A 23147-nucleotide genomic window follows, 5' to 3' on the forward strand; every position below is an offset into this window, starting at 1 on the left:
CTTATTCCTCAGCGCCAGATTGACCACCACCATCATTCGGTTTACGACGGCGACGGCGACGTTTGCGTTTGGAAGGATCAACCGGTGAATCTTGTTCCAGCATGCGCGTTTGCTCACCAGCATCGGCGTGCTGAAATGCCGTCCACCATTCTGCTAATTCTTTGAGCGAGTCATCTGCGCTTGCTCTTAACACCAAGAAATCGTAAGCCGCACGGAATCGGCCATTCTCAAGCAACCTAAATGGCTTACGACCTGTACGGCCATCAAACCTTGGTTGAAGAGACCAAATTTCCCGCATCGTGCCGGCATGCCTTGCTGGTGCTAACCCTTTATTACGATCTAATACATCTTCAATCGCATTCATCATGGCCTGCATACCGCTTTGGCCACTGCCTTGCAGTTGCTCCCAGCGTCGCTGAACTTGCGGCCATAATAAAGCTGCCATTTGGAAAGCTGGGTTGACACTTTTACCCGCTTTAATCCGATCATCCGTTGCCGACATCGCCTTTTGTAAAAAGTCGCGGTCAGACTTAGTAGACATAATGCGGCCAAGTTGTGGCATCACCGGCTTGTATAGACCAGAACTGTAGAGCACTTCTAGACAAGCACCGGCTGCGCCAGAAAGGAGCATCTTGGTTAATTCATCAAAAAGCCTTGCTTGTGGCACTTCTGCAAGTAGCGGTGTTAACGATTCGATGGGTTGTTCGGTGCCTTGCTCAATGCTTAGTTCTAACTTCGCCGCTAAACGAATAGCGCGCAGCATACGAACAGGGTCTTCACGATAGCGACGCTCAGGATCACCAATCATCACCAACTGACGACGCTCTAGATCACGCAAGCCATGGTGATAATCGTATACCACTTGTTTTGCAGGATCGTAATAAAGAGCGTTGGCCGTAAAGTCTCGGCGGCGTGCATCTTGTTCTTGATCGCCCCAAACGTTGTCACGAAGAATTCGGCCGGTTTCTTCATCGGTATGCACATCATCCGCGTCACCACGGAAGGTAGTCACTTCGATAATTTCAGGGCCAAACGGCACATGAACAATCCGAAAGCGTCTACCAATAATGCGTGCGCGTCGACCAAATATGCGCTGCACTTCTTCAGGTGTAGCATTGGTCGCCACATCAAAATCTTTTGGTTCACGACCTAACAATAGATCGCGCACTGCCCCACCCACGACTAAGGCAGTGTAGCCAGCCGCTTGTAACTTATCGGTTACTTTCAGCGCTGAGCCACTAATTTGTTCACGGGTAATGCCATGTTTTTTTAATGGCAATGCCTCTGCGCCGCCATGCGGCAGCATCGGTAATCTGAGTACGCGTCTTATCAGTTTTCTGATCATTCTATTGTTAGTTCCAGTCGGGCGATTGCAGGCCACTCCCTAGCCCAACCATACTCTAATGTGAGCACGGTACAATCAGCAAGCAAAACGGACGCATATGAACTGCGTCCGTTTTCCGTCGTGAAGCTAGGCTTAGATTCGCTTAGCTAGTTCAGCCGCTTTACCAGTATAAGTCGCTGGTGTGAGTGCTAATAGACGTGTTTTTTCGTCTGCAGGAATAGCAAGACCTTCAATAAAGGTAGCCAAGGTTTCTTTGTTAATACCAGCCTGACCACGGGTCAATGCTTTTAATTGTTCGTACGGATTTTCAATGCCGTAACGACGCATCACGGTCTGAATTGGCTCAGCCAACACTTCCCATGCATTATCCAAGTCCGCAGCCAAACGGTTTGGATTGCATTCTAGCTTGTTCAAACCACGTTTTAGTGCAGACAAACCAAGGGCGGTATAACCAAACGCAACGCCCATGTTGCGTAACACGGTAGAGTCGGTAAGGTCACGCTGCCAACGAGAGATTGGCAGTTTTTGCGCCATATGGGTAAGCAATGCATTTGCCACACCCAAGTTACCTTCAGAGTTTTCAAAGTCAATCGGGTTAACTTTGTGCGGCATGGTCGAACTACCCACTTCGCCCGCAACCACTTTCTGTTTGAAGTAACCTAGAGAAATGTAACCCCAAACGTCACGATCCAAGTCGATCAAGATTGTGTTTGCACGCACAAACGCATCAAACAACTCTGCCATGTAGTCATGCGGCTCAATCTGAATAGTGTATGGGTTAAATGTTAAACCAAGGGACTCGATAAACTGACTAGCGAAGCTTTCCCAGTCAATCGTTGGGTACGCAGACAAGTGTGCATTGTAGTTACCCACAGCACCATTAATTTTGCCCAGCATTGGCACGGCAACGATTTGCTCACGCTGACGACGTAGACGGTATACCACGTTAGCCAACTCTTTACCCAAGGTAGTTGGGCTAGCGGTTTGGCCGTGGGTGCGAGACAACATTGGTAAATCAGCCAGTTGGTGAGCCAACTCTTGAAGACGGCCGATGATCTCATCAAATTGAGGCACCAACACTTCATCACGACCGGCTTTTAACATCAAGGCGTGAGACAAGTTGTTGATATCTTCCGAGGTACAAGCAAAGTGGATGAATTCACTAGCGGCTTGGACTTCTGCGTTATCCGCAAACGCTTCTTTCAAGAAGTATTCAATGGCTTTCACGTCATGATTGGTCACAGACTCAATCGCTTTTACGCGCTCAGCATTTTCTAGAGAGAAATTTGTGATTAATGCGTTTAATTGTTCAATAGTTGCTGCAGAAAAAGGCTTCACCTCTGCAATTTCAGGATGTGCAGCCAATGCTTTTAGCCATTCGACTTCCACCTGTACACGGCGGTGCATTAGACCAAACTCAGAGAAAAGCGGCGCTAACTTGTCTACTTGTTTACGGTAGCGTCCATCAAGAGGAGAAATTGCAGTTAGATTTGATAAATCCATGTTTCTATCAGCCAGATAACCATAAAAAAAGATATTTTATCATGTCCACACCACTTCGGAGCGACTGACTATGCTTGTTTCTTATACTTTCAACAAACACACGACAACAGCATCTAATTGAAAATAAATAGCATTTTCTTTGTGTTAGGTCGTGATTCTCTTTCATTTTTCTGTCACAATTCGCCCGAACCGAATACATACCCGACATCACCCTCTACACGAATGACCTTGTAGTCATCAAAAAAATAATAGAGGAGACCGGTGATTAAGGCTGATCGGAACATGTGTTTTGGGCGGAACAACACCCTAGTGTCTGCCCGCTAAATGATAAGGCTGGCGTCGCCAATCGGCACCCACCACTTGAGTGATTGAGTAATAAAGGGAGAACAACCCATGTCCAACTTTCTGACCGCGCTGATCGCGAAGGTCTCTCCAAATGAAGAGAAATTTTTCACCTGGTTTGATCAACACGCAGCTTTGGTAGTGGAAGCCGCTAAACACCTTGCAGCAATGAGCGCAGAGCCAACTGCAACGTTTAAAGGACATTTCGAAGCAATCGAAACATTAGAGCGTAAAGCGGATGATGTTTCTCGTGACATTCTATTGGCGTTACACCGTACATTTGTTACCCCATTTGACCGTGGCGAAATCAAAGACTTAGCGACTGCGCTAGATGATGTTGTCGATATCATCGAACAAATTCCAGTCAAAGCATCTATCTATGGTGTACAAAACTTCACACCAGAAATGGCTGCACTTGGTCAAATCGTGCTACGTGCATGTGAAAAACTGCAAGACGCAGTATCTAAACTAAATGACATGACGCACGCTGACGGTATTATCAAAGCTTGTCACGATGTAAAAATCATTGAAGATGACGCTGACCGCGTTCGTCGCAATGGTATTGCACGTTTGTTCGCAGAAGAAAGCGATGCTCGTGCGCTACTAGCAACCAAAGAGTTGTACGAGCTGTATGAAGCAGCTGTTGATCGTTGCGAAGATGCTGCAGACATGATTCACAGCATCGTGCTAGAACGTATTTAATTAGTTAACAGGGCGAATCCCCACATTATGGATACTCATCTGTTATTAGTTATTATCGTTTTGATCGGTCTTGCATTGGCGTTCGACTTTATGAACGGCTTTCATGACGCGGCCAACTCGATTGCGACCATCGTTTCTACCCAAGTACTCAGCCCACAAATGGCGGTTGCTTGGGCTGCATTTTTTAACTTTGTTGCCTTCCTCTTCTTTGACCACCATGTCGCTGCCACCATTGGCAAAGGTACGGTACATAAAGAAGTGGTTGATAATGCCGTCATTTTTGGCGCGCTAGCTGGGGCTTTAAGCTGGAACATCATTACTTGGTGGTTCGGCATTCCATCTAGCTCATCCCATGCGCTAGTGGGAGGTCTTGCAGGTGCTGCCGTTGCGAAAACAGGTTCACTTAGCGCGTTGATTGGCGGCGGTTTCCTCAAAACAGCAGGGGCAATTGTGCTATCCCCGATGCTTGGCATGCTGCTCGCTATTACGCTATCTATTATTGTGACTTGGTTCTGCGTTCGCTCAACCCCCGTCAGTGTTGACATGCGTTTTCGTAAGCTTCAGTTTGTTTCTGCTGCCTTATATAGCTTGGGGCATGGCGGCAATGATGCACAGAAAACCATGGGGATCATTATGCTGCTACTGATCTCAAACAACATGCTACCAGGCAATGCTGACATCCCACTTTGGGTAATCCTATCTTGCCAAATTGCAATGGGCCTTGGCACCTTATTTGGTGGGTGGCGGATCGTCAAAACCATGGGTATGGGTATTACGAAACTGAAACCGATGGGTGGCTTTTGTGCCGAAACAGCAGGTGCAATTACGCTATTTTTAGCAACATCACTCGGCATCCCGGTATCCACCACTCATACCATCACTGGTGCGATTGTTGGTGTTGGCGCATCACGCCGTATGTCTGCGGTTCGTTGGGGTTTAGCAGGCCGTATCGTATGGGCATGGGTGCTTACTATTCCATGTTCAGCACTCGTGTCTGCGATTTGCTGGAAAATTGGCACGATGATTTTTTAATCTGCCAATTGATAGTTAGCACAAAAAAACGGCCCTTCTCGGGCCGTTTTGTTTATCTGGATCACTGAACAAGGTAAACTGCACAAAACTCACTGGAGAACCGTTTTATGTCTCGCGTTACGTTAAGCCGTTATTTAATTGAACAAACCCGCAATCATGACACCCCTGCCGATTTACGCTTCTTAGTCGAAGTGGTTGCACGTGCCTGTAAAGCAATTAGCCATGCAGTATCTAAAGGCGCGTTAGGTGGTGTTTTAGGTAACGCAGGAACAGACAACGTTCAAGGCGAGGCACAAAAGAAGCTAGACGTCATCTCTAATGAAATTTTGTTAGAGGCCAATGAATGGGGCGGCCACTTAGCCGCGATGGCTTCTGAAGAAATGGAAGAAGCCTATCAAATTCCAGGTCGCTATCCTAAAGGCGCTTATCTATTGCTATTTGATCCATTAGATGGCTCTAGCAACATTGATGTCAACGTATCAGTTGGGACGATTTTCTCTGTACTTCGCTGCCCAGAAGGTACCGAGACACCATCTGAAGCGTCTTTCTTGCAAGCCGGCACCGAACAGGTTTGCGCAGGCTATGCAATTTATGGTCCGCAAACAATGCTGGTGTTGACGCTTGGCAACGGAGTTAAAGGCTTCACGCTAGACCGTGAAATGGGTTCATTCGTACTGACCCATGAAAGCATGACAGTACCTGAGTCGACCAAAGAATTTGCGATCAACATGTCTAACCAACGCCACTGGGAAACCCCAGTGTCTCGCTACGTAGCAGAAATGCAGGCGGGTGCGACTGGCGCATTAGGCAAAGATTACAATATGCGCTGGATTGCATCGATGGTAGCGGATGTGCATCGCATTTTGACGCGCGGCGGCATCTTTATGTACCCTCGTGATGCACGTGAACCAGAAAAGCCAGGCAAGCTACGCTTGATGTATGAAGCGAACCCAATGAGTCTCATCATTGAACAAGCGGGCGGCGCTGCGACCAATGGACATCAGCGCATTCTGGATATTCAACCAGAAAGCCTACATCAACGTGTCGCGGTGTTCCTAGGCTCGAAAGAAGAAGTAGAGCGTATTACTTCGTATCACCATCACAGCGAAGCATAAGCACAACAGCGAGGGGAATCATGTGATGATTACCCTCTTCTGAAAAAAAATAAAGGCAGCGTTTAGCTGCCTTTATTTTTGGGGGCGGAAAGACTTATGCGCCTAGTGCTGCAAACACCGCGTCACGAATACTTTCTACTGCACCAACACCGGCCACCTTAATGTACTTAGGCGCTGTGGTATCACCGCTTTTTGCGATCTCAGAGTAGTAACCAACTAGCACTTCAGTTTGTGCATGGTATACATCCAAACGCTTTTTCACGGTCTCTTCTTGGTCGTCGTCACGCTGAATCAAATCTTCACCAGTCTGATCATCTTTACCTTCAACTTTTGGTGGATTGAATTTCACGTGGTAGGTACGGCCAGATGCAGGGTGCACACGGCGACCAGACATACGCTCAACGATTTCGCTATCTGGCACGTCGATTTCAACCACGTAGTCGATTGCCACGCCAGCTGCTTTTAGGGCATCTGCTTGAGGAATCGTACGTGGGAAGCCATCAAACAAGAAGCCATTTGCACAATCAGCCTCTTTGATACGCTCTTGTACCAAACCAATAATAATGTCGTCAGACACTAATTGACCCGCATCCATCACCGCCTTGGCCTGCAAACCAAGTGGCGTACCGGCTTTTACTGCTGCGCGCAGCATATCGCCAGTAGAAATTTGCGGAATACCAAATTTTTCTTTTAGATAGTTAGCCTGCGTACCCTTACCAGCACCCGGCGCTCCCAATAGAATCAATTTCATTTTCAGATCCTCTGTTTCTCTGTGTAGGTCATTTAATTTTGGGCAAGCACAAAGCCAGCTTTTCGATGTGCTCTAATATAGCTCGTATGATTATTATTATGACGTTGCGTCAGGATTTGCCGCTAACCAAGCGCGCACTCTTGCGAGATCATCGGCAGTATCGACACCTGCAGGCGGCGGTTCATCCACAACAGCAACGGATATCTCATAACCATGCCACATTGCCCGCAATTGTTCCAATGCCTCAAACTGCTCTAGCGCAGTGGGCGTCAGACCCCGGTATGCTCGCAAAAAACTGACACGGTATGCATATATGCCAATATGCCGGAAAGCGGGTAAACCTGCCGGCAGGGTTGCTTTGTCATTCGCAAAGGCATCCCTGGCATACGGAATGGGCGCGCGACTAAACGTCATCGCTCGACCATGTTGGTCAAATACCACCTTGACCACATTCGGATTAAAAAACTCTGCCGCCTCATGAATGGGATGACAAAGTGTCGCAATACTCGCCGTTGGATGATCAACTAACTGTTGTGCGACTTTATCAATTAACCCTGACGGCAAAAGGGGTTCATCCCCCTGAACATTAACGACAATTGCGTCATCAGGCAAGTCTAATAATTCAGCTGCTTCAGCCAATCGGTCGGTGCCACTAGGGTGATTGGGATTTGTTAGCAATCCTTTTTCACCATGTGCAGCCACCGCATGAAGGATGTCTTCATGGTCTGCCGCAATGACGACACTAGTCGCACTACTTTTTGCCGCCTGCCTTGCCACCCGCACAACCATTGGCAAACCAGCTAAGTCAGCTAGCATTTTCCCAGGCAACCGAGTAGATGCAAACCTTGCAGGGATAACCACCACAAAAGCAGACATCATTACGCCTCTTCAGCGCCTAATGCCCTTGCCTCATCTTCTAGCATGACAGGGATTCCGTCTTTAATCGGAAACGCCAAACGGTCTGCTTTACAGATCAGTTCTTGCGCCGCCTTATCTAGCACCAATGGGCCTTTACAGATAGGGCAAACAATAATATCTAACAGTTTAGCATCCATGTTTTAATCTGCTTTCTACAAAAGCGACGAGTTCTGGTGACACGTCGGCCTGAATTCTTAAGGCCCATAGTTTATCATTATTCAGCGAAAAACATTTGACCGCATCTTTTTCGGTCATTAAAACTGCATCTGCATCCACTGATTCAAAGTCTTTTGCCTGATACGCATAGTGATCCGGGTATGGCTTTACCGCGACCAATAACCCCAATTCTTTTAACGTTTTTTCAAACCGTGCAGGATGGCCAATCCCCGCCACTGCATGCAAGGATTTATCCTTTAGTTCGGCAGCGGTCACTTCTTTCTGTGGATGACTAACTTGCCAGAATCCACCGGGGACGAGTGTCATTAAGTACGATGATACGCCGCTTGGCAAAACCTGATCGTTTCGATGCGTATTCCAGACCACAGCATCAATGTGCTTTAAACGCCCCCAAGGCTCTCTCAGCGGCCCCGCAGGCAACATACACCGCGTCTGCTCTCTCGTGCCATCCATCACGCACAGAGAGACGCTACGCGCCAATCGGTAATGTTGCAAACCATCGTCACATAACAAGACATTCACTTTTGGATGCGCAGCTAATAATGCTCGCGCGGCAGCAACTCGATCTCGCCCCACCCAAATAGGCACACTTTGCAGCGACCTTGCCATGAGTAGCGGCTCATCACCGACCGCCTTCACATTACTATCGACTGTGACCGCGCATACTTCATCGGATTCTCGGCCATAGCCGCGACTAACAATTCCCGGGCGCCATCCTTTTGCGCTTAAGGCATTCGCTAAATGGATAGTGAGTGGAGTTTTTCCACTTCCGCCCACATGAATATTACCGATCACAACAACAGGAACGGGTAACGCTTCTGATGCAAGCCATCCCATCCGATAGAGCGCATAGCGAAGACGCACCAATACGCCAAACAAAGCACTGATTGGCCACAAGAAAAAACGCCGCCATGTTGGGCGGCGCCATTCATTTTCCAGCCAGTGACTCACGGCTAGTCTTTCGGGTTCTGCGTAGCAAAGGTGACTTGACCAAAGCCCGCCTCACTTGCAGCTTCCATAATATCAACGACATTTTGGTGTCTTGCATTGGCATCTGCATTAATCACCACCACAGGATCTTTCTCTTCCCCTGCGGTTTTCTTCAATAAAGTCGCTAGTTCATCGGTATTCGTGAACATAAACGGCTGGTTATTGAGAGAGAACTTACCCTGCGCATCGACGGCAACATTCAGCGTTTTCACCTGTTTTTCAGGTTGTGGCGCATCTTTTGCAGTCGGCAGATTAATCTGTAGTTCGGCAAAGCGCGAATAGGTGGTCGTCACCATCAGAAAAATAAGAATGACCAATAAGAGATCAATCAACGGAATAAAATTGATCTCTGGCTCTTCTCTATGTTTGCCTCGATGAAAATTCATAGTGGCATTCCCGATTAGTTACGACGTTCGCCGTGAACAATTTCCACCAGTTTAATGGCTTGTTGTTCCATTTCGACTAACAACTGATCCACTCTGGCACGGAAATGACGATAGAAGCCCATACTAGGCACCGCTACCAAAATACCAAACGCAGTGTTATACAGCGCAACCGAAATACCGTGTGCGAGTACGGCTGGGTTATTGCCGGTTGCAGGGTTCTGTGCGCCGAAAATTTCGATCATCCCGATCACAGTACCAAATAGACCAAGCAGCGGAGATAGCGCGGCAATGGTTCCTAGCAACGTAAGAAAACGCTCTAGTTCGATAGAAGCTGCACGACCAGCTTCTTCGATCGATTCTTTCATCACTTCTCGCGTGCTACCCACATTTTTCAGGCCAGATGCGTAAACGCGTGCCATCAGCGGTGCGTTTGGGTCTAAGAGTTTTTTTAGCAACGCTTCATTAACGCCATTTTGACGGTAGTCTTGCACAACGTCTTTTAACAAGCCATGCGGCGCAACCAGTGTGGTACGCAAGGACCAGAAACGTTCAAAAATAATACCAACAGCCAGAATAGAGGCCACAATCAATAGCCAAATTGGCCAACCTGCCGCTTCAATAATTGATAACACCAGCTTATCCTTTAATTTAATTCTGCACAGAAGGGATATCGGCCATCTATTTTGCCCTTAGACGCCGCATGACATTTCACTAAGCGAATCTTACCCGTCTGCATTTATGCTTACAATCGGGTATTATCGCATAACCATAAATGATGAAGTGAAAATTGCATTACTTCGTCAGCTAAACAGGTAACAAAGTGTGAAAAAATTTTTTCTACGTGTGTAAAAGCGCTGAAAAAGTTCCCAACGCTACTTTAAGAATTTCAGATAACCCTATCATCTCTATAGGTTTTTTTTGATTACCCACAGAACCTGTGGATAACTTTGTGAGTAATTTCTGAAAACATGCACTAAACTAGCGATAGATAAGGACTTTTTACAAATTGCGGCCAAAATAGACAATTTATAAAAATCAATAAAATCAACAACTTAACTTTGTCAAGCCTGACAAATCCGGAAATTCGTGATGCGTCAAAATTCGTTAATGTCAAGCTTGACAAGGTGTGGATGACCTGATCAAAACCACATGCAATCTTCATATTCTCAAAAAGTTATCCCCGTCTCGCTGCTAAATCAACAAGTTAGCGATGTCTTGGAGCAAAGTTTTCCGCCACTTTGGGTGAGCGGCGAGATTTCCAACCTAACCAAAGCAAGTTCTGGGCATTGGTATTTCGTCTTGAAAGATAGCAGTGCGCAAGTACGCTGCGTGATGTTCCGGCACAAGGCACAGTATGTCGATTGGCAAGTAAGTAATGGTGAACAAGTAGAACTGTTTGCCAATATTGGTTTTTATGCGCCACGGGGGGAGTTCCAACTCAATATTGAAACCATGCGCCGTGCGGGAAGAGGTGCGCTATTTGAAGCATTTGAAGCCCTAAAAGCCAAGTTAGCCGCAGAAGGCCTGTTTGACCCGACGCGCAAACAGCCCATTCCCACGCACCCAACAGCCATTGGGATTGTCTCTTCCCCGCAAGCTGCTGCGTTACGAGATATATTAATAGCCCTTCGCCGTAGAGCACCGCACATCCCTATCATTATTTACCCCGCGCCGGTACAAGGTGAAGGCGCAGCAGTCAAACTAGCGGCCGCGATTGAAACGGCCAATCAAAGACAAGAAGTGGATGTACTAATTGTTGGCCGTGGCGGTGGTTCGATTGAAGACTTATGGTCGTTTAATGAAGAAGTGCTCGCGAGAGCCATCGCGAATAGCCACATTCCGATTGTGAGTGGGGTTGGGCACGAAACAGACATTACCATTGCCGACTTTGTTGCCGATTTACGCGCACCTACGCCGACGGCTGCTGCTGAATTAGTCTCCCCTGATGGGGCGGCGATGAAACAAAAGCTCGCCATGGTGAAAGACAGGCTTTATCGGCAGATGACCCGTGCGATTGAGCAACAAATGCTCAAAGTGGATTGGCTAGCGAAGCGATTAGTGCATCCGGGCGAAAAACTCAACCAACAGCAAAAACGGTTGGAGGGGTTATCTTACCGATTAACTCAAACCCTACTGCGTCAACAAGAACAGCGAATGGCTAAGTTTAACCATTTGTCGCTTCGTCTTTCTGCCAAAACGCCAAATTGCCAACCTTACCAATGGCAATTACAGCGCCTGCAAGAGCGATTAATCCAAAGCCAACAGCAAAGTATGATTCAGTTATCGCAACGCATCACCCAAAACGGACACCGTTTAACCGCACTAGATCCGACGGCAGTACTTTCGCGCGGTTACAGCTTAGTCACCAACCAGCAAGGTCAGATTATTCGCCATCCAAACGAAGTGGGGCATGGAGAAGCGTTAGATGTGACCCTTGCAGGCGGTAAACTGCATGTGACCGCCAATACGGATAATGCATCGCCCTGCCAACACGAACTACCGCTATAAAGCAAAATGGCGTGAAGGAAAGTGATGTTGGTCGCTTGAAGCAAAGCACATTCGCCCCCATCTATTGATGATAGTATTTCTCGCTGCTGGTATAGATTGCCGGACAGCCCCATTGAGCCACCACCCAAAAGATGGCTCAACATAATGAATAACAGTTGAGGACAGCATGCAAAATCCATCTAGCATTCCAGTAACCATTGTCACCGGCTTTTTGGGCGCGGGTAAAACCACGCTGCTGAATCGCGTATTAAAAGAAAATCACGGCCAGCGTATTGCCGTGATTGAAAATGAATTTGGCGAAGTCGGCATTGATAATGAGTTGCTAGTGCAAGACAGCGAACAAATCGTTGAAATGAATAATGGATGTATTTGCTGCACCATTCGTGGCGATTTACAACGCAACTTGCTAGAACTAGCTGGCAAGCGCGCAACCGGGCAATTGGCGTTTGATCGTATTTTGATTGAGACCACCGGCCTTGCAGACCCAGGCCCAGTGGCACAAACCTTCTTCTTTGATGAAGAAGTACAACGCTTATATCACTTAGATGCGGTATTAACCGTTGTGGATGCAAAACACGGTGATCTACAGTTAGACCGTGAAGAAACTGCACAAAAACAAGTTGCTTTTGCCGATCGTATTTTGTTGTCTAAAACAGATTTGGTAGAAGGCGATGTGACACAAGCGTTAGAAAAGCGCTTGTTACGCATTAACCCGCGCGCACAAATTCGACATGTTCACTTTGGCGAAACTCCACTAGACCAAATTCTGGATATTCAAGGCTTTGATCTAAAAGCAAAATTAGAAATTAATCCGAAATTCCTAGAAATGGAAGCACACGATCATGACCACCATGATCACGAGTGTAATGAACACTGCGACCATGACCATGGACACGAACATCACCACCATCATGATCACGATCATGAGTGCAATGAACATTGTGATCATGACCATGATCACGGACATGCGCACACACACTTAGACGCGGTGCAGTCGTTTGTTTTCCGCTCTGAGCGTGCCTTTGAAATGGGCAAACTAGAAGCCTGCCTAGGCAAACTACTAGAAATTTATGGTAACGATTTGTATCGATACAAAGGCTTACTATACTTGGCAAAAGAACCACGTCAGGTTATTTTCCAAGGTGTACACATGATGATGAGCAGTGATTTTGGCCGCCGTTGGAATGATGGCGAGAAAAAATCGAGCATTGTTGTGTTCATCGGTAGAGATTTACCAAAAGACATTTTTGAGCAAGAGTTAACTCGCTGCTTATTACCTGCAAAAAAATAACCCCATAAAGGCGTTTTTACATGGATGTTGCCAGGCTATTTCGCCACCCGCTTTTACCGGAAACGGATCTGCTCTCGGCACATTATGTTGAACACACCTTCAGCCCGCACTGGCACGACTGTTATGTGGTGCCAGTGATTCAGGCTGGGGCGCAGCTATATCAGTACGCAAGAGAACAGCACCTAGCAGTCTTTGGCAGCATTGGCGTGATTAACCCCGGCGAAGTGCATACAGGAATGCGCGCAGGCGATGATGGCTGGACTTACCGCGCCTTTTATCCGCCGGTTAGCTATTTGCAGAAAATCGCGAGTGATCTAGCAGGTAAACCGGTGGAACCACCATGGTTTCCGCTCAAAGTCATTCACGACATCCCGCTAGCACAAGAACTCCTAAAAGCTCACCTACTACTTGAACAACAATTTCCTGATTGGTTGGAAGTAGAAACCCGGTTATATCAGGCAATGAGTGTGTTGATTACGCGCTATTCTGGCATTGCCCCTGTGGATGAGACCAGCAAACCAATTCGGCATGTAGCATGGATGAAAGAGGTTTTGTCTAGCCGGTTAGAAGACAGCCTAACGCTGGAGCAACTGGCAGCAGAAACGGGGCTATCGGCCTTTCATGCCGCGAGAATGTTTTCTCAGCAAGTGGGCATGCCCCCCCATGCGTGGCGCAACCATTTACGGCTGAATCGCTCACTGGGGATGTTAAAGCAAGGGCAATCTATCTCGGCAACCGCTGCAGCACTTGGTTTTACTGACCAAAGCCACTTTAACCGGCATTTCAAACGCGCCTTTGGCGTTGCGCCAAGTCACTGGAAAGCCGCCTAATGAAACCTTGGCTGTACTTGTTACCTAGCTATACTTGGCAGGGTGAATCATCCACCTTACTTGCCTATCTGACACGGTTAAAATCAACAAAAAAACTGATAGAATTACACTCGGAAGAAAGTAAGCCGAAATTCTATTTTAAAAGCATTTTGCCTGCATTTTCACTGCATATAGATGCAGAATTTAAGCAAAATAATGCGGCCGAATGCCACATAACATACCCGCTAAATAGCACCGCAGTGATGTTAATGTGGAGCTTTGTATTGATTATTTGGAATGTAGTTCAACTATGGCAATGGGGGCAGTCTAACCAGCCCTTTCAATGGAAATTGCTCTCTACCGGCACCATTGGTTTGATTTGTTACTTAAGTTTAACGCTGACCTTTTGGCGCAAAGTGAACGCGCTATTACCCATCGAAAAATAAAATGGCGATATGTGCGTCGCACGCATCGCCATTCTGAAGATCAACTTAAATTAATCTGGGGTTAAACCTCGAAATGCTCGATCGCCTTAGTCAGTACAATGGCTTTGTCTTTCATTTCGTTAACCGCCGAGACAGTATTGCCAACAGTCGATTTATTGGATGATGCAAGATCTGCAATCAGTTGAATCTGATTAGCAATTGCCTCCCCAGACTTCGCCTGATCATCAGTCACCGAAGCAATTTCTTTTACTTGCAACTCTGCCGCTTTCGATTGATCACGGATTTGGGTTAGCACTTCGGCTGCCGCACGCGCACGGTCTTCACACTGATCCACTTTGGCTTGGCCAGCTTCCATCGTCACCACGGTTTGCTTTACCTTGTCTTGCATCGCAATGATATTGCTATGGATTTCTTGTGTCGCGCGACCAGTTCGCTCTGCTAATTTACGCACTTCATCTGCCACCACGGCAAAACCACGGCCTTGTTCGCCTGCACGCGCAGCTTCAATCGCGGCATTTAAAGCCAGTAAGTTGGTTTGATCGGCCACTTCTTTAATCACACTCACAATCTGACCAATATTTGCAGACTGTTTAGAAAGCTCTTCCACCGTGCCTGATACTTGTCTTACTGCCATTGCCACATCTTGAATGTCGGTTTCGACATTCTTCACACTGATCTGGCCTTTTTCAGCCAATTGACTAGCTTCTCTAGTGAGGTTCACCGTTTGTTGTACACGGCTATTTACAGTGGTAATGCTGCCTTCTAAGTCTCTTACATTGTCTGATGCGGTATAGACGGCATCGGATTGTTGTTGTGCGCCTTGCGCAACGAGTGAGGAATCACTAACTAAACGAGTAGTGGCGCCTGAGACAGCCACTGCTGCTTGTTTCGCCTGATGTAACACAGAGGCAAATTGCCCTGCCATGCGATTAAAACTTTCTGCGACACGCGCCGTTTCATCTTTGGTAGATAGCTTTGCACGAGCAGATAATTTGCCAGCAGCCAAATCAGAAGTAACTTGCTCTAGGGCTTGAATTGCACGGGCAATTGAGAGGTATGCCGCCACAAACAAATAGAAGGCAAGCACGATTGCGATCAAAATCAATGCCAAGCCAAGCACCAATTCGGTGCGTTTACTGATCATCCGCTTATCAAGACCTTTCTCCAAACTAGGAGAAATGAATTGGCTAATCGCTAATACCGCATTATCAAATTGATCTGCCTGCGCTAAAAAGTCTTTCGGCACCATGGTGTAGGCCATGGTATTGACCACTTCTTTGCCATAAACCGCCGACAGTTTCGCGGCCGAACTCATCAATGTTTGGCGAAGACCTTGTAGCTTGGCTTTTTCTTCTGGAAAAATTTTCTCAAAGTGGTCTAGGTCGTTATTGAGCGCGTCTAATCTAGTTGGCAAGTTATACAAGGAAATGGCCAATGCTTCACGATCACCTGTCGCAGGGAAGCCGCGTGCTAAGGCGCCTGCACCAATATCACGTATTTCACTCGCGGCACGTACCACTTGCGGTAAGGCATTGGTAAACCCATCGGCTAAGTAATAGGTCTCGGCTTCTGGGTCGAGAATAAGGTTCGACTTCTCTGCGACAACACCAATGTAGTTCAATACAGCGCCAATGAGCGCCTCGTTATTCGCACGGTTTTCCGCACCATCTAATAAAGGTGCCGGCATTTTGGCGAGTTTTTTCTGCAGATCTTGCAGGGCCATCGCGGTATCTAAACCAGCGGCTTTATCCGCTGCGACTAACTTAGCCAGTGCAGCCTGAACCTTTTGATCCCGTGCTGCGACTTTAACGGCAAACTCTTTTGCTTGCTGGGAATGGGCGCTCTGCTCGCCACGACGCAATGCCAGTTCATATAGCAAGGCGTGCGCTGGTTGCAAAACGGCCAATCCATTTTTCTCATAGTTGGCAAACGAGTAGTCCTCGTACATCGATCGCGTGAGCATGGCTGCTAATAAAATCGAGGGGATCAGCATGACCAAGCCAAAGACTGTAAATTTGCTTCGATAGCCTAAGCGATCGAATAATGCGATTGCCGGGGAGAACAATGACATAATTTGTATACCTTTATTGTAAATGGTCCTAAATTGGCACCGCTAGCAATGTCAAAGTGTGGGTGGTTTTCTATGAAACCTAGTCATTAAGAATAGCAAGAAATAGGCCAGCAATCATTTCAATCCCATGAAAAATAAGCGTCACACCAAAAAGCGCAAGAATGTACAAGGCAAATAAAACTTAAAACGCTAAGGTAAAGGCTAGACACTGATGATTTGAGAGAACAAAAAGATGGCACTTTCCCCTGCTCACCAATTAAGCATTCGCGGCGCGCGCGATATGATCCCCATGCTCGTTGGGGCCGCCCCATTTGGGATTATTTTTGGCGCACTGGCATCGGCAAGTGGTTTAGCTGCCGGCCACAGTATGATGATGTCGGCCATTGTGTTTGCAGGCTCTAGCCAATTTATCGCAACAGGCCTCATTGCCTCTCACACCAGTTTAATCATTATTTGGCTAACCACGTTTATTGTGAATCTAAGACACGCGCTATATGGAGCAAGCCTATTACCGCATGTCAAACATCTACCTCTACGCTGGAGAATCTTATTAAGTGGCGTACTGACAGACGAAGCGTATGCCGTGATGATTGGTCATTACCGCAGTGAGAAAGACCATACGCAATCGCACTGGTATTTTCTGGGGGCGGCATTTGCCATGTACTTTAATTGGCTATTGTGCACGTTGATCGGCGTGTTGTTTGGGCAAGCCTTTCCAGGGCTAGATGGCTTGGGACTAGACTTTGCCATGGCGGTAACGTTTATCAGCATTGTGGTACCGCAATTAGTGAGTAAACCAAAGCTATTGGCCGCGCTCGTGTCTGCAGTGCTATCTGTCGTCACCATCGCCTGGCCGTACAAACTCGGACTAATGACCGCAATTACCTGCGGCGTGCTAACCGGCATGCTTTGCCATCATTTGCTAAAAAAAGGGGCTACTCAATGAGAGATACTTTAATGATTATTGGGATGATGCTCGTTACCTTCTTGCCGCGCGCATTCTTTTTTGTGTTGGGAGAGAAACTGCATTTCTCAGAAAACCTGAAAACGGCGTTAACTTTTGTGCCAGTAACGGTACTAACCGCCATTACCGTTCCGATGCTGGTGTTACAAGGGGATAAATTGGCACTCAGCACCAGCAACCCGTGGTGGATTGCTGGGCTGGTAACGATTCTCGTGGCCAAGTTACAAAAAAATGCCTTGGTCACGATTGTGGTGGGGTTGTGTTTCTTCTTTGCTTACAAATACTTGGTATTAGCCGCGTAGCCAGATAATTCACATCACTCTTCGGCGAGCATCACATTCGCAATGACTTTGAGTTGCTCGCCGTCACCACCACGTCTCACGCCGCGGATTGGACAGGCATCCATGTAATCTAGCCCAAGCGCTAGTTGTACATGGGTTTCTCCCGGTCGGTTGCTATTACTCACATCAAAACCATGCCAACCATCTGCCAACCGGACTTCTGCCCACGCATGGCTCGCCAAATGGGCTTCATCGTCAAACGAATACACATACCCGCTGATATACCGTGCCGGTAGATTTAGTAATCGGCAAAGGGTGAGGAAAACATGCGTATGGTCCTGACAAACGCCACTGCCCTTGGCTAAAGCTTGGCTAGCAGAGGTCGCTACGCTTGTCGTCCCTGGGCGGTACGGCATAGCGGCTAACACACTCTCCGATAGCTTTTCTAAGCCAGCGACCGGGTTCGTTTTGATTAGCTCTGCATGTGCGGCAGCAAAATCCCTTAGCTGCTGATCTGGCTCGGTTAAATCGGTACTACGCAAAAACCAAGCAAGCGGCAATAGCGGTACATCGGGTTCAGTGGCTAAGCCATCTCGATCAACGTCTACCACGCCTTCCGCCACAATTGAAATTTTGCTGGTCGGTTTATCAATGGTTAATACTGCCACTTGGTTGTAAAACAAATCTCTGGTGAGAAACCAAGGTTGCGGCGTAGATAACTCCCAATGAAGCACCTGCTGTAGCGGGCCATTGCGCGGTAATAAACGAAGGTATTGCGTACTAAAGTTTACGGGGGACTCGTATTCGTACACCGTTTCGTGCCGGATTCTAAGTGCCATACAACCTCCTGTGACTTGAACAGCAACCGATAAACTCACCGATTGCTGTTCTAATACAGCTTACACCGAATCAAGATAGGCATTATGGATGAGTGCGCCCACTTCTTGCGTATCCGTCACAAAATCATCTAGCCAGGTTTGTAGGCCTGTTTCAAAGATTTCCTGAATCGTGGTATGCGAAAGTTTGACACTCAACTCTGCTACTCGGCGTTTTGCTTTGCGGCCGTTATCCCCTTTAATCTGATTAAAGGTAGATTGCATCACCCGCACGCAGGCATGTAAGGAGCGTGGCATATCCTTTTCTAGAATCAGCAGCTCACTCACTGTCGCAGGGGTGATCTCTTCAGTATACAACTCATGGTAAGACTGAAAAGCCGAAAGTGATTGAAGCAATGAACTCCAGTGATAAAAGTCTTGTGTGACTTCGCTACCTTCTTCTAGTAAGGGTGCATTCACCATCAGAATCCGCGCGGTGTTATCCGCACGTTCTAGGAAGTTACCTAATAAAATAAACGCGTGTGCTTGGTTACGCAAAATCGTTGCCATCATCACCCCGCTAAACAGGTGAATGCGTTCTTTCACCCATTCAAAGAAGTACTTTGGTGCAATCGATTTTTGCGAGGAGAGCTTTTTGGCCTCTAACCAAGTGGCGTTAATGGTTTCCCACATATCGGCAGAAATACGGCCACGCACGGCATGGGCATTTTCTCTGGCGTATTTTAAACACGCCATGATACTCACTGGGTTTTCCTGATCCCAAACCAAGAAATCCAATAACGCAGCTTGGGTAACGGCTGGGTATTTCTCTAAAAACTGCGGCATAGAACCCGTGGTGACTAGCGGAGCGGAAAGCTCAATTACCGCCTGACCGGATTTATTATTGAGTAGCGACAGGGTAAAACACACATCTAATAGACGAGACAAATTGGCAGCACGCTCAAGGTAACGGGCCATCCAATATAGGTGCGACGCGGTACGGCTTAGCATGATTCATCCTCCAGAACCCAAGTATCTTTGGTACCACCGCCTTGCGACGAATTCACCACCAAGGAACCTTCTTTTAGTGCTACGCGTGTTAAGCCGCCCGCCACCATACGGATTTCACGACCTGACAGTACAAATGGGCGTAAATCGATGTGTCTTGGCGCGATACCTGCCTCGACAAAAGTAGGGCAAGTCGATAACGAGAGCGTTGGCTGCGCAATATAGCCTTCTGGGTTGGCTAAGATTCTTGCTTTGAAATCTTCAATTTCTTGTTTGCTTGCCATTGGGCCAATTAACATGCCGTAGCCACCCGCACCGTGGACTTCTTTCACCACCAAATCAGCGAGGTTATTCACCACATAATCTAGTTCGGCTGGCTTACGGCACATCCAGGTTTGTACGTTATTCAGCTTTGGCTCTTCATTGAGATAGAAGCGGATCATATCCGGTACGTATGGGTAGATGGATTTATCATCCGCTACGCCAGTACCAATCGCGTTGGCGAGCACCACATTGCCATTACGGTATACAGACAATAATCCTGGCACGCCCAACATTGAGTCTGCGCGGAAGGCTAATGGATCGAGGAAGATATCGTCCACACGGCGGTAGATCACATCGACTTGCTTATGACCGGCCGTGGTACGCATGTACACACGATCATTCTTCACAAAGAGATCTCGCCCTTCGACTAACTCCACCCCCATCTGCTGCGCAAGGAAGGCATGCTCAAAGTACGCACTGTTGTAATGACCTGGGGTTAATACCACCACGGTTGGATCATCTACATGCGTAGATTGACGCAAAGTACGTAGTAAGAGACTAGGGTAATGCTCGACCGGAGACACCATGTGGCGAGCGAATAGCTCAGGGAAGAGGCGCATCATCATGCGGCGGTCTTCGATCATGTACGAGACACCAGACGGCACGCGTAGATTATCTTCTAGCACATAGTAGTTGCCATCATTATGGCGGATTAGGTCGACGCCAGTGATATGTGAGTAGACATTATTCGGAAGGTCAATGCCTTGCATAGCAGGCTGATATTGGGCGTTTTGGAAGACCTGCTCTTCAGGAATGAGCCCCGCTTTTAGAATATGCTGATGATGATAAATATCATGCAGGAAGGCGTTAATTGCAGTAACCCGTTGTGCCAAGCCTTCTTCCAAAGCTTTCCACTCAGCACCTGGAATAATCCTAGGTACAGTATCAAACGGAATTAAACGCTCAGAACCACTTTCATCGCCATAAACGGCAAAGGTAATCCCTACTTTTCGGAACAACAAATCCGCCTCTTGATGCTTGAGTTTTAGCTCTTGAGGGGTTTGTTCATGTAGCCAATTGGCAAATCGCTGATAATGCGGTCTAACCACACCGCTTGGTAAAAGCATCTCATCGAATATGTGCGCTGGTGGCAACGTGAGTGCATGCATAATTGGCTCCCGTCATCTTACTTATATAACTACTATTGCTATGAGTCTGTTGGCTATTTCCGATCGGATGATCGGCTGCATGTACAGGCAAATATAGGTATTCTTATGATGCCGAAAAGGAATGGGTTCTCCTTGTTTTTGATCAAACCATTCATAGGCCTGACATTCTTTTACGAATTTTTGTTCATTCTTTTGTAGTAGGTTGCCCTTCTATTGTTGCCGTTCGACACCAATAGAACCTGCGTACCTTTTCTATGCAAAAAGCGTACCAACCCGTATTAATACCGACAAATTCAACTTTCGCTAGCGTACCAGCGCAAATTTACAGGAAATAACTAACAAATACCCTTTAGTCATAATTTTGGCGGGCACTTTTACTATAGACAAATAAAAACGCACCATATAGGTGCGTTTTTAAAGAACCAATCACTCAGAGAGATTATTTTGGATGAAAGGCTTTCGCCAACTCCCCAATATGCTCTGGAGAAATACCACAACATCCGCCCACGATAGAAGCACCGGCTTCTACCCAGCGCTGTGCCCACACCAAATAATGAGGAGGATCCAGATCTGCTCTTAATTCATCTAAGCCAGAATTCGCTTCCGCGTCTTTTGGCTGTGGCGGGAATGCATTAGCGTACACCCCCACCTCCACAGACACACCCGCGTTGGCAATTTCTGCTCGTGCCGCTTTCACTGCAGAGGCCATCACTTCTGGTTGGCTACAATTAAATAGCACCGCTTTTACACCAAGTGCCAACGCCGCCTTTACCGCCTCTGCCACCGACTCCCCAGAGCGCAGCTGAACATCTTCTCCCGGGAATTCGTCATCTAATGTGAACGACACCCAAAATGGCTTGCTGTTACCTGCTAACGCAGTATGTGCCGCACGGATTTCTGCAATGGAGCTTTGGGTTTCTGCCAACCAGACATCCACATACGCATCCAAACCTCGGATAAGGGTTTGATGAATACGGATGGAATCTGCTTCCACAAATAAATCTGGGCGATAAGAACCCAATGCTGGCGAGAGTGACCCTGCCACCATCACTGGGTGGCCTGCTTTATTCGCCGACTCTCTTGCTAATTGACCAGCTAACGCGGCTAGCTGTTCGCCGTTTGCCTCAAAACGCTCGTCACCAATATGGAACGGCACAACCGCATAGCTATTGGTCGTAATGATTTCTGCACCATTATTGATAAAGGCATCGTGCACTTGGCCAACATAGGCAGGCCCTTCCATTAGTGCTAACGCCGACCATTCTGGCTGACGAAACGGCGCACCGATTCGATTTAGCTCACGTCCCATGCCACCATCTAAAATTTTTACTGTTTGAGCCACAATCAATTCCTCTATCTAATTTCTGCAAACCATTCTGTAAACTGTACCAATGCCAAATTAAGGCTCGATACCGAACATAAAATATTTCTGGGCAAGCGTGGTTAATGTACCGTCTTGCCGCACCATCTCAATCCCTTTATCGAGCTGGGCTTTTAGTGCTTTGTCTGATAGACGAACCACAAACCCAACCCCTTCGCCCACCATGTTTTTGTCTCGACTTGGCGATCCAACAAATTCAAAACCATCTTTACGGTGATCTTTTAAGAAAGACTCTTGCGTCGTCGCCATGTCGTCCAACGCTACATCAATCTCACCCTTTGCTAGGGCTTTGTACATATCGTCGGTTTTTTCATAAGTAATGCGAGAGACATTCGCCGCATTCTTTAGCATTTTTTGCAGGTAGGTATCGTAGCTAGAACCACCTTGCACCCCCACCTTACGGCCAGCTAGTTCCATCGCACTAATGTATGAGTACGGAAAGCGCTTGGCTTTACCGACAAATGAAACCGGCACTTTGGCGTAGGGCGTTGAAAACAGCCATTTCTGTTTTCGTTCTGCATTTATCGTCACGGAATCTGCCACCACATCGTACTTTTTGGCGTCTAGGTTAGTGAACGCAGAATCCCAATCATTCTTAATAATGGTGCAATTCGCTTGAATTTTCTTGCAGATTGCATCGATTAATTCTGGCTCAAAGCCACCAATTTTGCCATTCGGTAGCGTAGTGTTGTACGGAGGGTATGCAGCCTCTGTGGCAAACCGAATCGTTAACGCCTGCGCTGAGCTAGCAGCCAATACCCCCGCCACTAGCACCAATGAACCTAACCGATACCCACCACGATTTTGCATGCCCTTTTCCTTCTATCGAAACACGGCTCTATTAGCGATTTCTACTTCGAAACAACTGGCTCACAACAT

23 protein-coding genes are annotated in these 23147 nt (G+C 47.3%); 9 read left to right on the forward strand and 14 right to left on the reverse strand.

Features of this window, described 5'->3' with window-relative positions:
* Nucleotide 1: 1 nt before the first annotated feature.
* Nucleotides 2-1345 (reverse strand): polynucleotide adenylyltransferase PcnB, encoded by a 1344-nt coding sequence (gene pcnB / locus LIN78_RS11325; protein WP_227180940.1) that lies wholly within the window; start codon nt 1343-1345, stop codon nt 2-4.
* Between the two features lie 132 nt (nt 1346-1477).
* Nucleotides 1478-2848: an adenylosuccinate lyase gene (gene purB, locus LIN78_RS11330; RefSeq protein ID WP_227180941.1), complete on the reverse strand. Its 1371-nt coding sequence runs from the start codon at nt 2846-2848 to the stop codon at nt 1478-1480.
* Between the two features lie 393 nt (nt 2849-3241).
* Between purB and LIN78_RS11335 the strand changes: the two genes are divergently transcribed.
* The 3 genes from LIN78_RS11335 (at nt 3242) to LIN78_RS11345 (ending at nt 6039) form a co-directional block, all read left to right on the forward strand.
* Nucleotides 3242-3892, forward strand: a complete 651-nt coding sequence (locus tag LIN78_RS11335) for a DUF47 domain-containing protein (protein WP_227180942.1) — start codon at nt 3242-3244, stop codon at nt 3890-3892.
* Nucleotides 3893-3919: 27 nt separating this feature from the next.
* On the forward strand, nt 3920-4924 hold the full coding sequence (locus LIN78_RS11340) for an inorganic phosphate transporter (protein WP_227180943.1): 1005 nt from the start codon (nt 3920-3922) through the stop codon (nt 4922-4924).
* Between the two features lie 107 nt (nt 4925-5031).
* Nucleotides 5032-6039, forward strand: coding sequence for a class 1 fructose-bisphosphatase (locus tag LIN78_RS11345; protein ID WP_227180944.1), 1008 nt, complete (start codon nt 5032-5034; stop codon nt 6037-6039).
* Nucleotides 6040-6133: 94 nt separating this feature from the next.
* Here LIN78_RS11345 and adk read toward each other — a convergent pair whose 3' ends face one another.
* From adk to LIN78_RS11375, 6 genes are all read right to left on the reverse strand, one after another.
* Nucleotides 6134-6790, reverse strand: a complete 657-nt coding sequence (adk, locus tag LIN78_RS11350; RefSeq protein ID WP_227180945.1) for an adenylate kinase — start codon at nt 6788-6790, stop codon at nt 6134-6136.
* Between the two features lie 96 nt (nt 6791-6886).
* Nucleotides 6887-7669: a 3-deoxy-manno-octulosonate cytidylyltransferase gene (kdsB, locus tag LIN78_RS11355; protein WP_227180946.1), complete on the reverse strand. Its 783-nt coding sequence runs from the start codon at nt 7667-7669 to the stop codon at nt 6887-6889.
* Entirely contained in the window at nt 7669-7845 is a 177-nt protein-coding gene (locus LIN78_RS11360) for a Trm112 family protein (protein WP_227180947.1), read from the reverse strand. Before LIN78_RS11360 ends, kdsB begins: the two co-directional genes overlap by 1 nt.
* On the reverse strand, nt 7835-8836 hold the full coding sequence (lpxK, locus tag LIN78_RS11365; RefSeq protein ID WP_227180948.1) for a tetraacyldisaccharide 4'-kinase: 1002 nt from the start codon (nt 8834-8836) through the stop codon (nt 7835-7837). Before lpxK ends, LIN78_RS11360 begins: the two co-directional genes overlap by 11 nt.
* A gap of 2 nt (nt 8837-8838) precedes the next feature.
* Nucleotides 8839-9261 carry an ExbD/TolR family protein gene (locus tag LIN78_RS11370; RefSeq protein ID WP_227180949.1) on the reverse strand — a complete coding sequence of 141 codons (423 nt, stop codon included), beginning with the start codon at nt 9259-9261 and terminating at the stop codon, nt 8839-8841.
* A 14-nt stretch (nt 9262-9275) separates the two neighbouring features.
* The gene (locus LIN78_RS11375; RefSeq protein ID WP_227180950.1) at nt 9276-9893 is read right to left on the reverse strand and encodes a MotA/TolQ/ExbB proton channel family protein; all 618 of its coding nucleotides are present in this window, start codon (nt 9891-9893) and stop codon (nt 9276-9278) included.
* 517 nt (nt 9894-10410) lie between these two features.
* Between LIN78_RS11375 and xseA the strand changes: the two genes are divergently transcribed.
* From xseA to LIN78_RS11395, 4 genes are all read left to right on the forward strand, one after another.
* On the forward strand, nt 10411-11769 hold the full coding sequence (gene xseA / locus LIN78_RS11380) for an exodeoxyribonuclease VII large subunit (RefSeq protein ID WP_227180951.1): 1359 nt from the start codon (nt 10411-10413) through the stop codon (nt 11767-11769).
* A 166-nt stretch (nt 11770-11935) separates the two neighbouring features.
* Nucleotides 11936-13060 carry a CobW family GTP-binding protein gene (locus LIN78_RS11385; RefSeq protein ID WP_227180952.1) on the forward strand — a complete coding sequence of 375 codons (1125 nt, stop codon included), beginning with the start codon at nt 11936-11938 and terminating at the stop codon, nt 13058-13060.
* A gap of 20 nt (nt 13061-13080) precedes the next feature.
* Nucleotides 13081-13890 carry an AraC family transcriptional regulator gene (locus tag LIN78_RS11390; RefSeq protein WP_227180953.1) on the forward strand — a complete coding sequence of 270 codons (810 nt, stop codon included), beginning with the start codon at nt 13081-13083 and terminating at the stop codon, nt 13888-13890.
* Entirely contained in the window at nt 13890-14315 is a 426-nt protein-coding gene (locus LIN78_RS11395; RefSeq protein ID WP_227180954.1) for a hypothetical protein, read from the forward strand. Before LIN78_RS11390 ends, LIN78_RS11395 begins: the two co-directional genes overlap by 1 nt.
* Before the next feature lie 61 nt (nt 14316-14376).
* On the opposite strand, the gene LIN78_RS11400 is transcribed toward LIN78_RS11395, so the two are convergent.
* Nucleotides 14377-16386 carry a methyl-accepting chemotaxis protein gene (locus LIN78_RS11400; protein ID WP_227180955.1) on the reverse strand — a complete coding sequence of 670 codons (2010 nt, stop codon included), beginning with the start codon at nt 16384-16386 and terminating at the stop codon, nt 14377-14379.
* Between the two features lie 232 nt (nt 16387-16618).
* Between LIN78_RS11400 and LIN78_RS11405 the strand changes: the two genes are divergently transcribed.
* On the forward strand, nt 16619-17332 hold the full coding sequence (locus tag LIN78_RS11405) for an AzlC family ABC transporter permease (RefSeq protein ID WP_227180956.1): 714 nt from the start codon (nt 16619-16621) through the stop codon (nt 17330-17332).
* Nucleotides 17329-17652, forward strand: a complete 324-nt coding sequence (locus tag LIN78_RS11410; RefSeq protein WP_227180957.1) for an AzlD domain-containing protein — start codon at nt 17329-17331, stop codon at nt 17650-17652. The genes LIN78_RS11405 and LIN78_RS11410 overlap by 4 nt, the downstream gene beginning before the upstream one ends.
* Nucleotides 17653-17666: 14 nt before the next feature.
* Here the strand turns inward: LIN78_RS11410 and LIN78_RS11415 are convergent, their stop codons facing one another.
* From LIN78_RS11415 to LIN78_RS11435, 5 genes are all read right to left on the reverse strand, one after another.
* Nucleotides 17667-18470: a transglutaminase family protein gene (locus LIN78_RS11415; protein WP_227180958.1), complete on the reverse strand. Its 804-nt coding sequence runs from the start codon at nt 18468-18470 to the stop codon at nt 17667-17669.
* Nucleotides 18471-18530: 60 nt separating this feature from the next.
* A complete protein-coding gene (locus LIN78_RS11420; RefSeq protein ID WP_227180959.1) occupies nt 18531-19457 on the reverse strand; it encodes an alpha-E domain-containing protein in 927 nt (308 codons plus the stop codon).
* Nucleotides 19451-20887 carry a circularly permuted type 2 ATP-grasp protein gene (locus tag LIN78_RS11425; protein ID WP_227180960.1) on the reverse strand — a complete coding sequence of 479 codons (1437 nt, stop codon included), beginning with the start codon at nt 20885-20887 and terminating at the stop codon, nt 19451-19453. Before LIN78_RS11425 ends, LIN78_RS11420 begins: the two co-directional genes overlap by 7 nt.
* 439 nt (nt 20888-21326) lie before the next feature.
* The gene (locus LIN78_RS11430; protein WP_227180961.1) at nt 21327-22229 is read right to left on the reverse strand and encodes a homocysteine S-methyltransferase family protein; all 903 of its coding nucleotides are present in this window, start codon (nt 22227-22229) and stop codon (nt 21327-21329) included.
* Between the two features lie 57 nt (nt 22230-22286).
* Complete coding sequence (locus LIN78_RS11435) at nt 22287-23078, reverse strand: transporter substrate-binding domain-containing protein (protein ID WP_227180962.1); 792 nt, start codon at nt 23076-23078, stop codon at nt 22287-22289.
* Between the last annotated feature and the right edge of the window lie 69 nt (nt 23079-23147).

It is taken from the genome of Leeia speluncae, from assembly GCF_020564625.1.
Classification (GTDB): domain Bacteria; phylum Pseudomonadota; class Gammaproteobacteria; order Burkholderiales; family Leeiaceae; genus Leeia; species Leeia speluncae.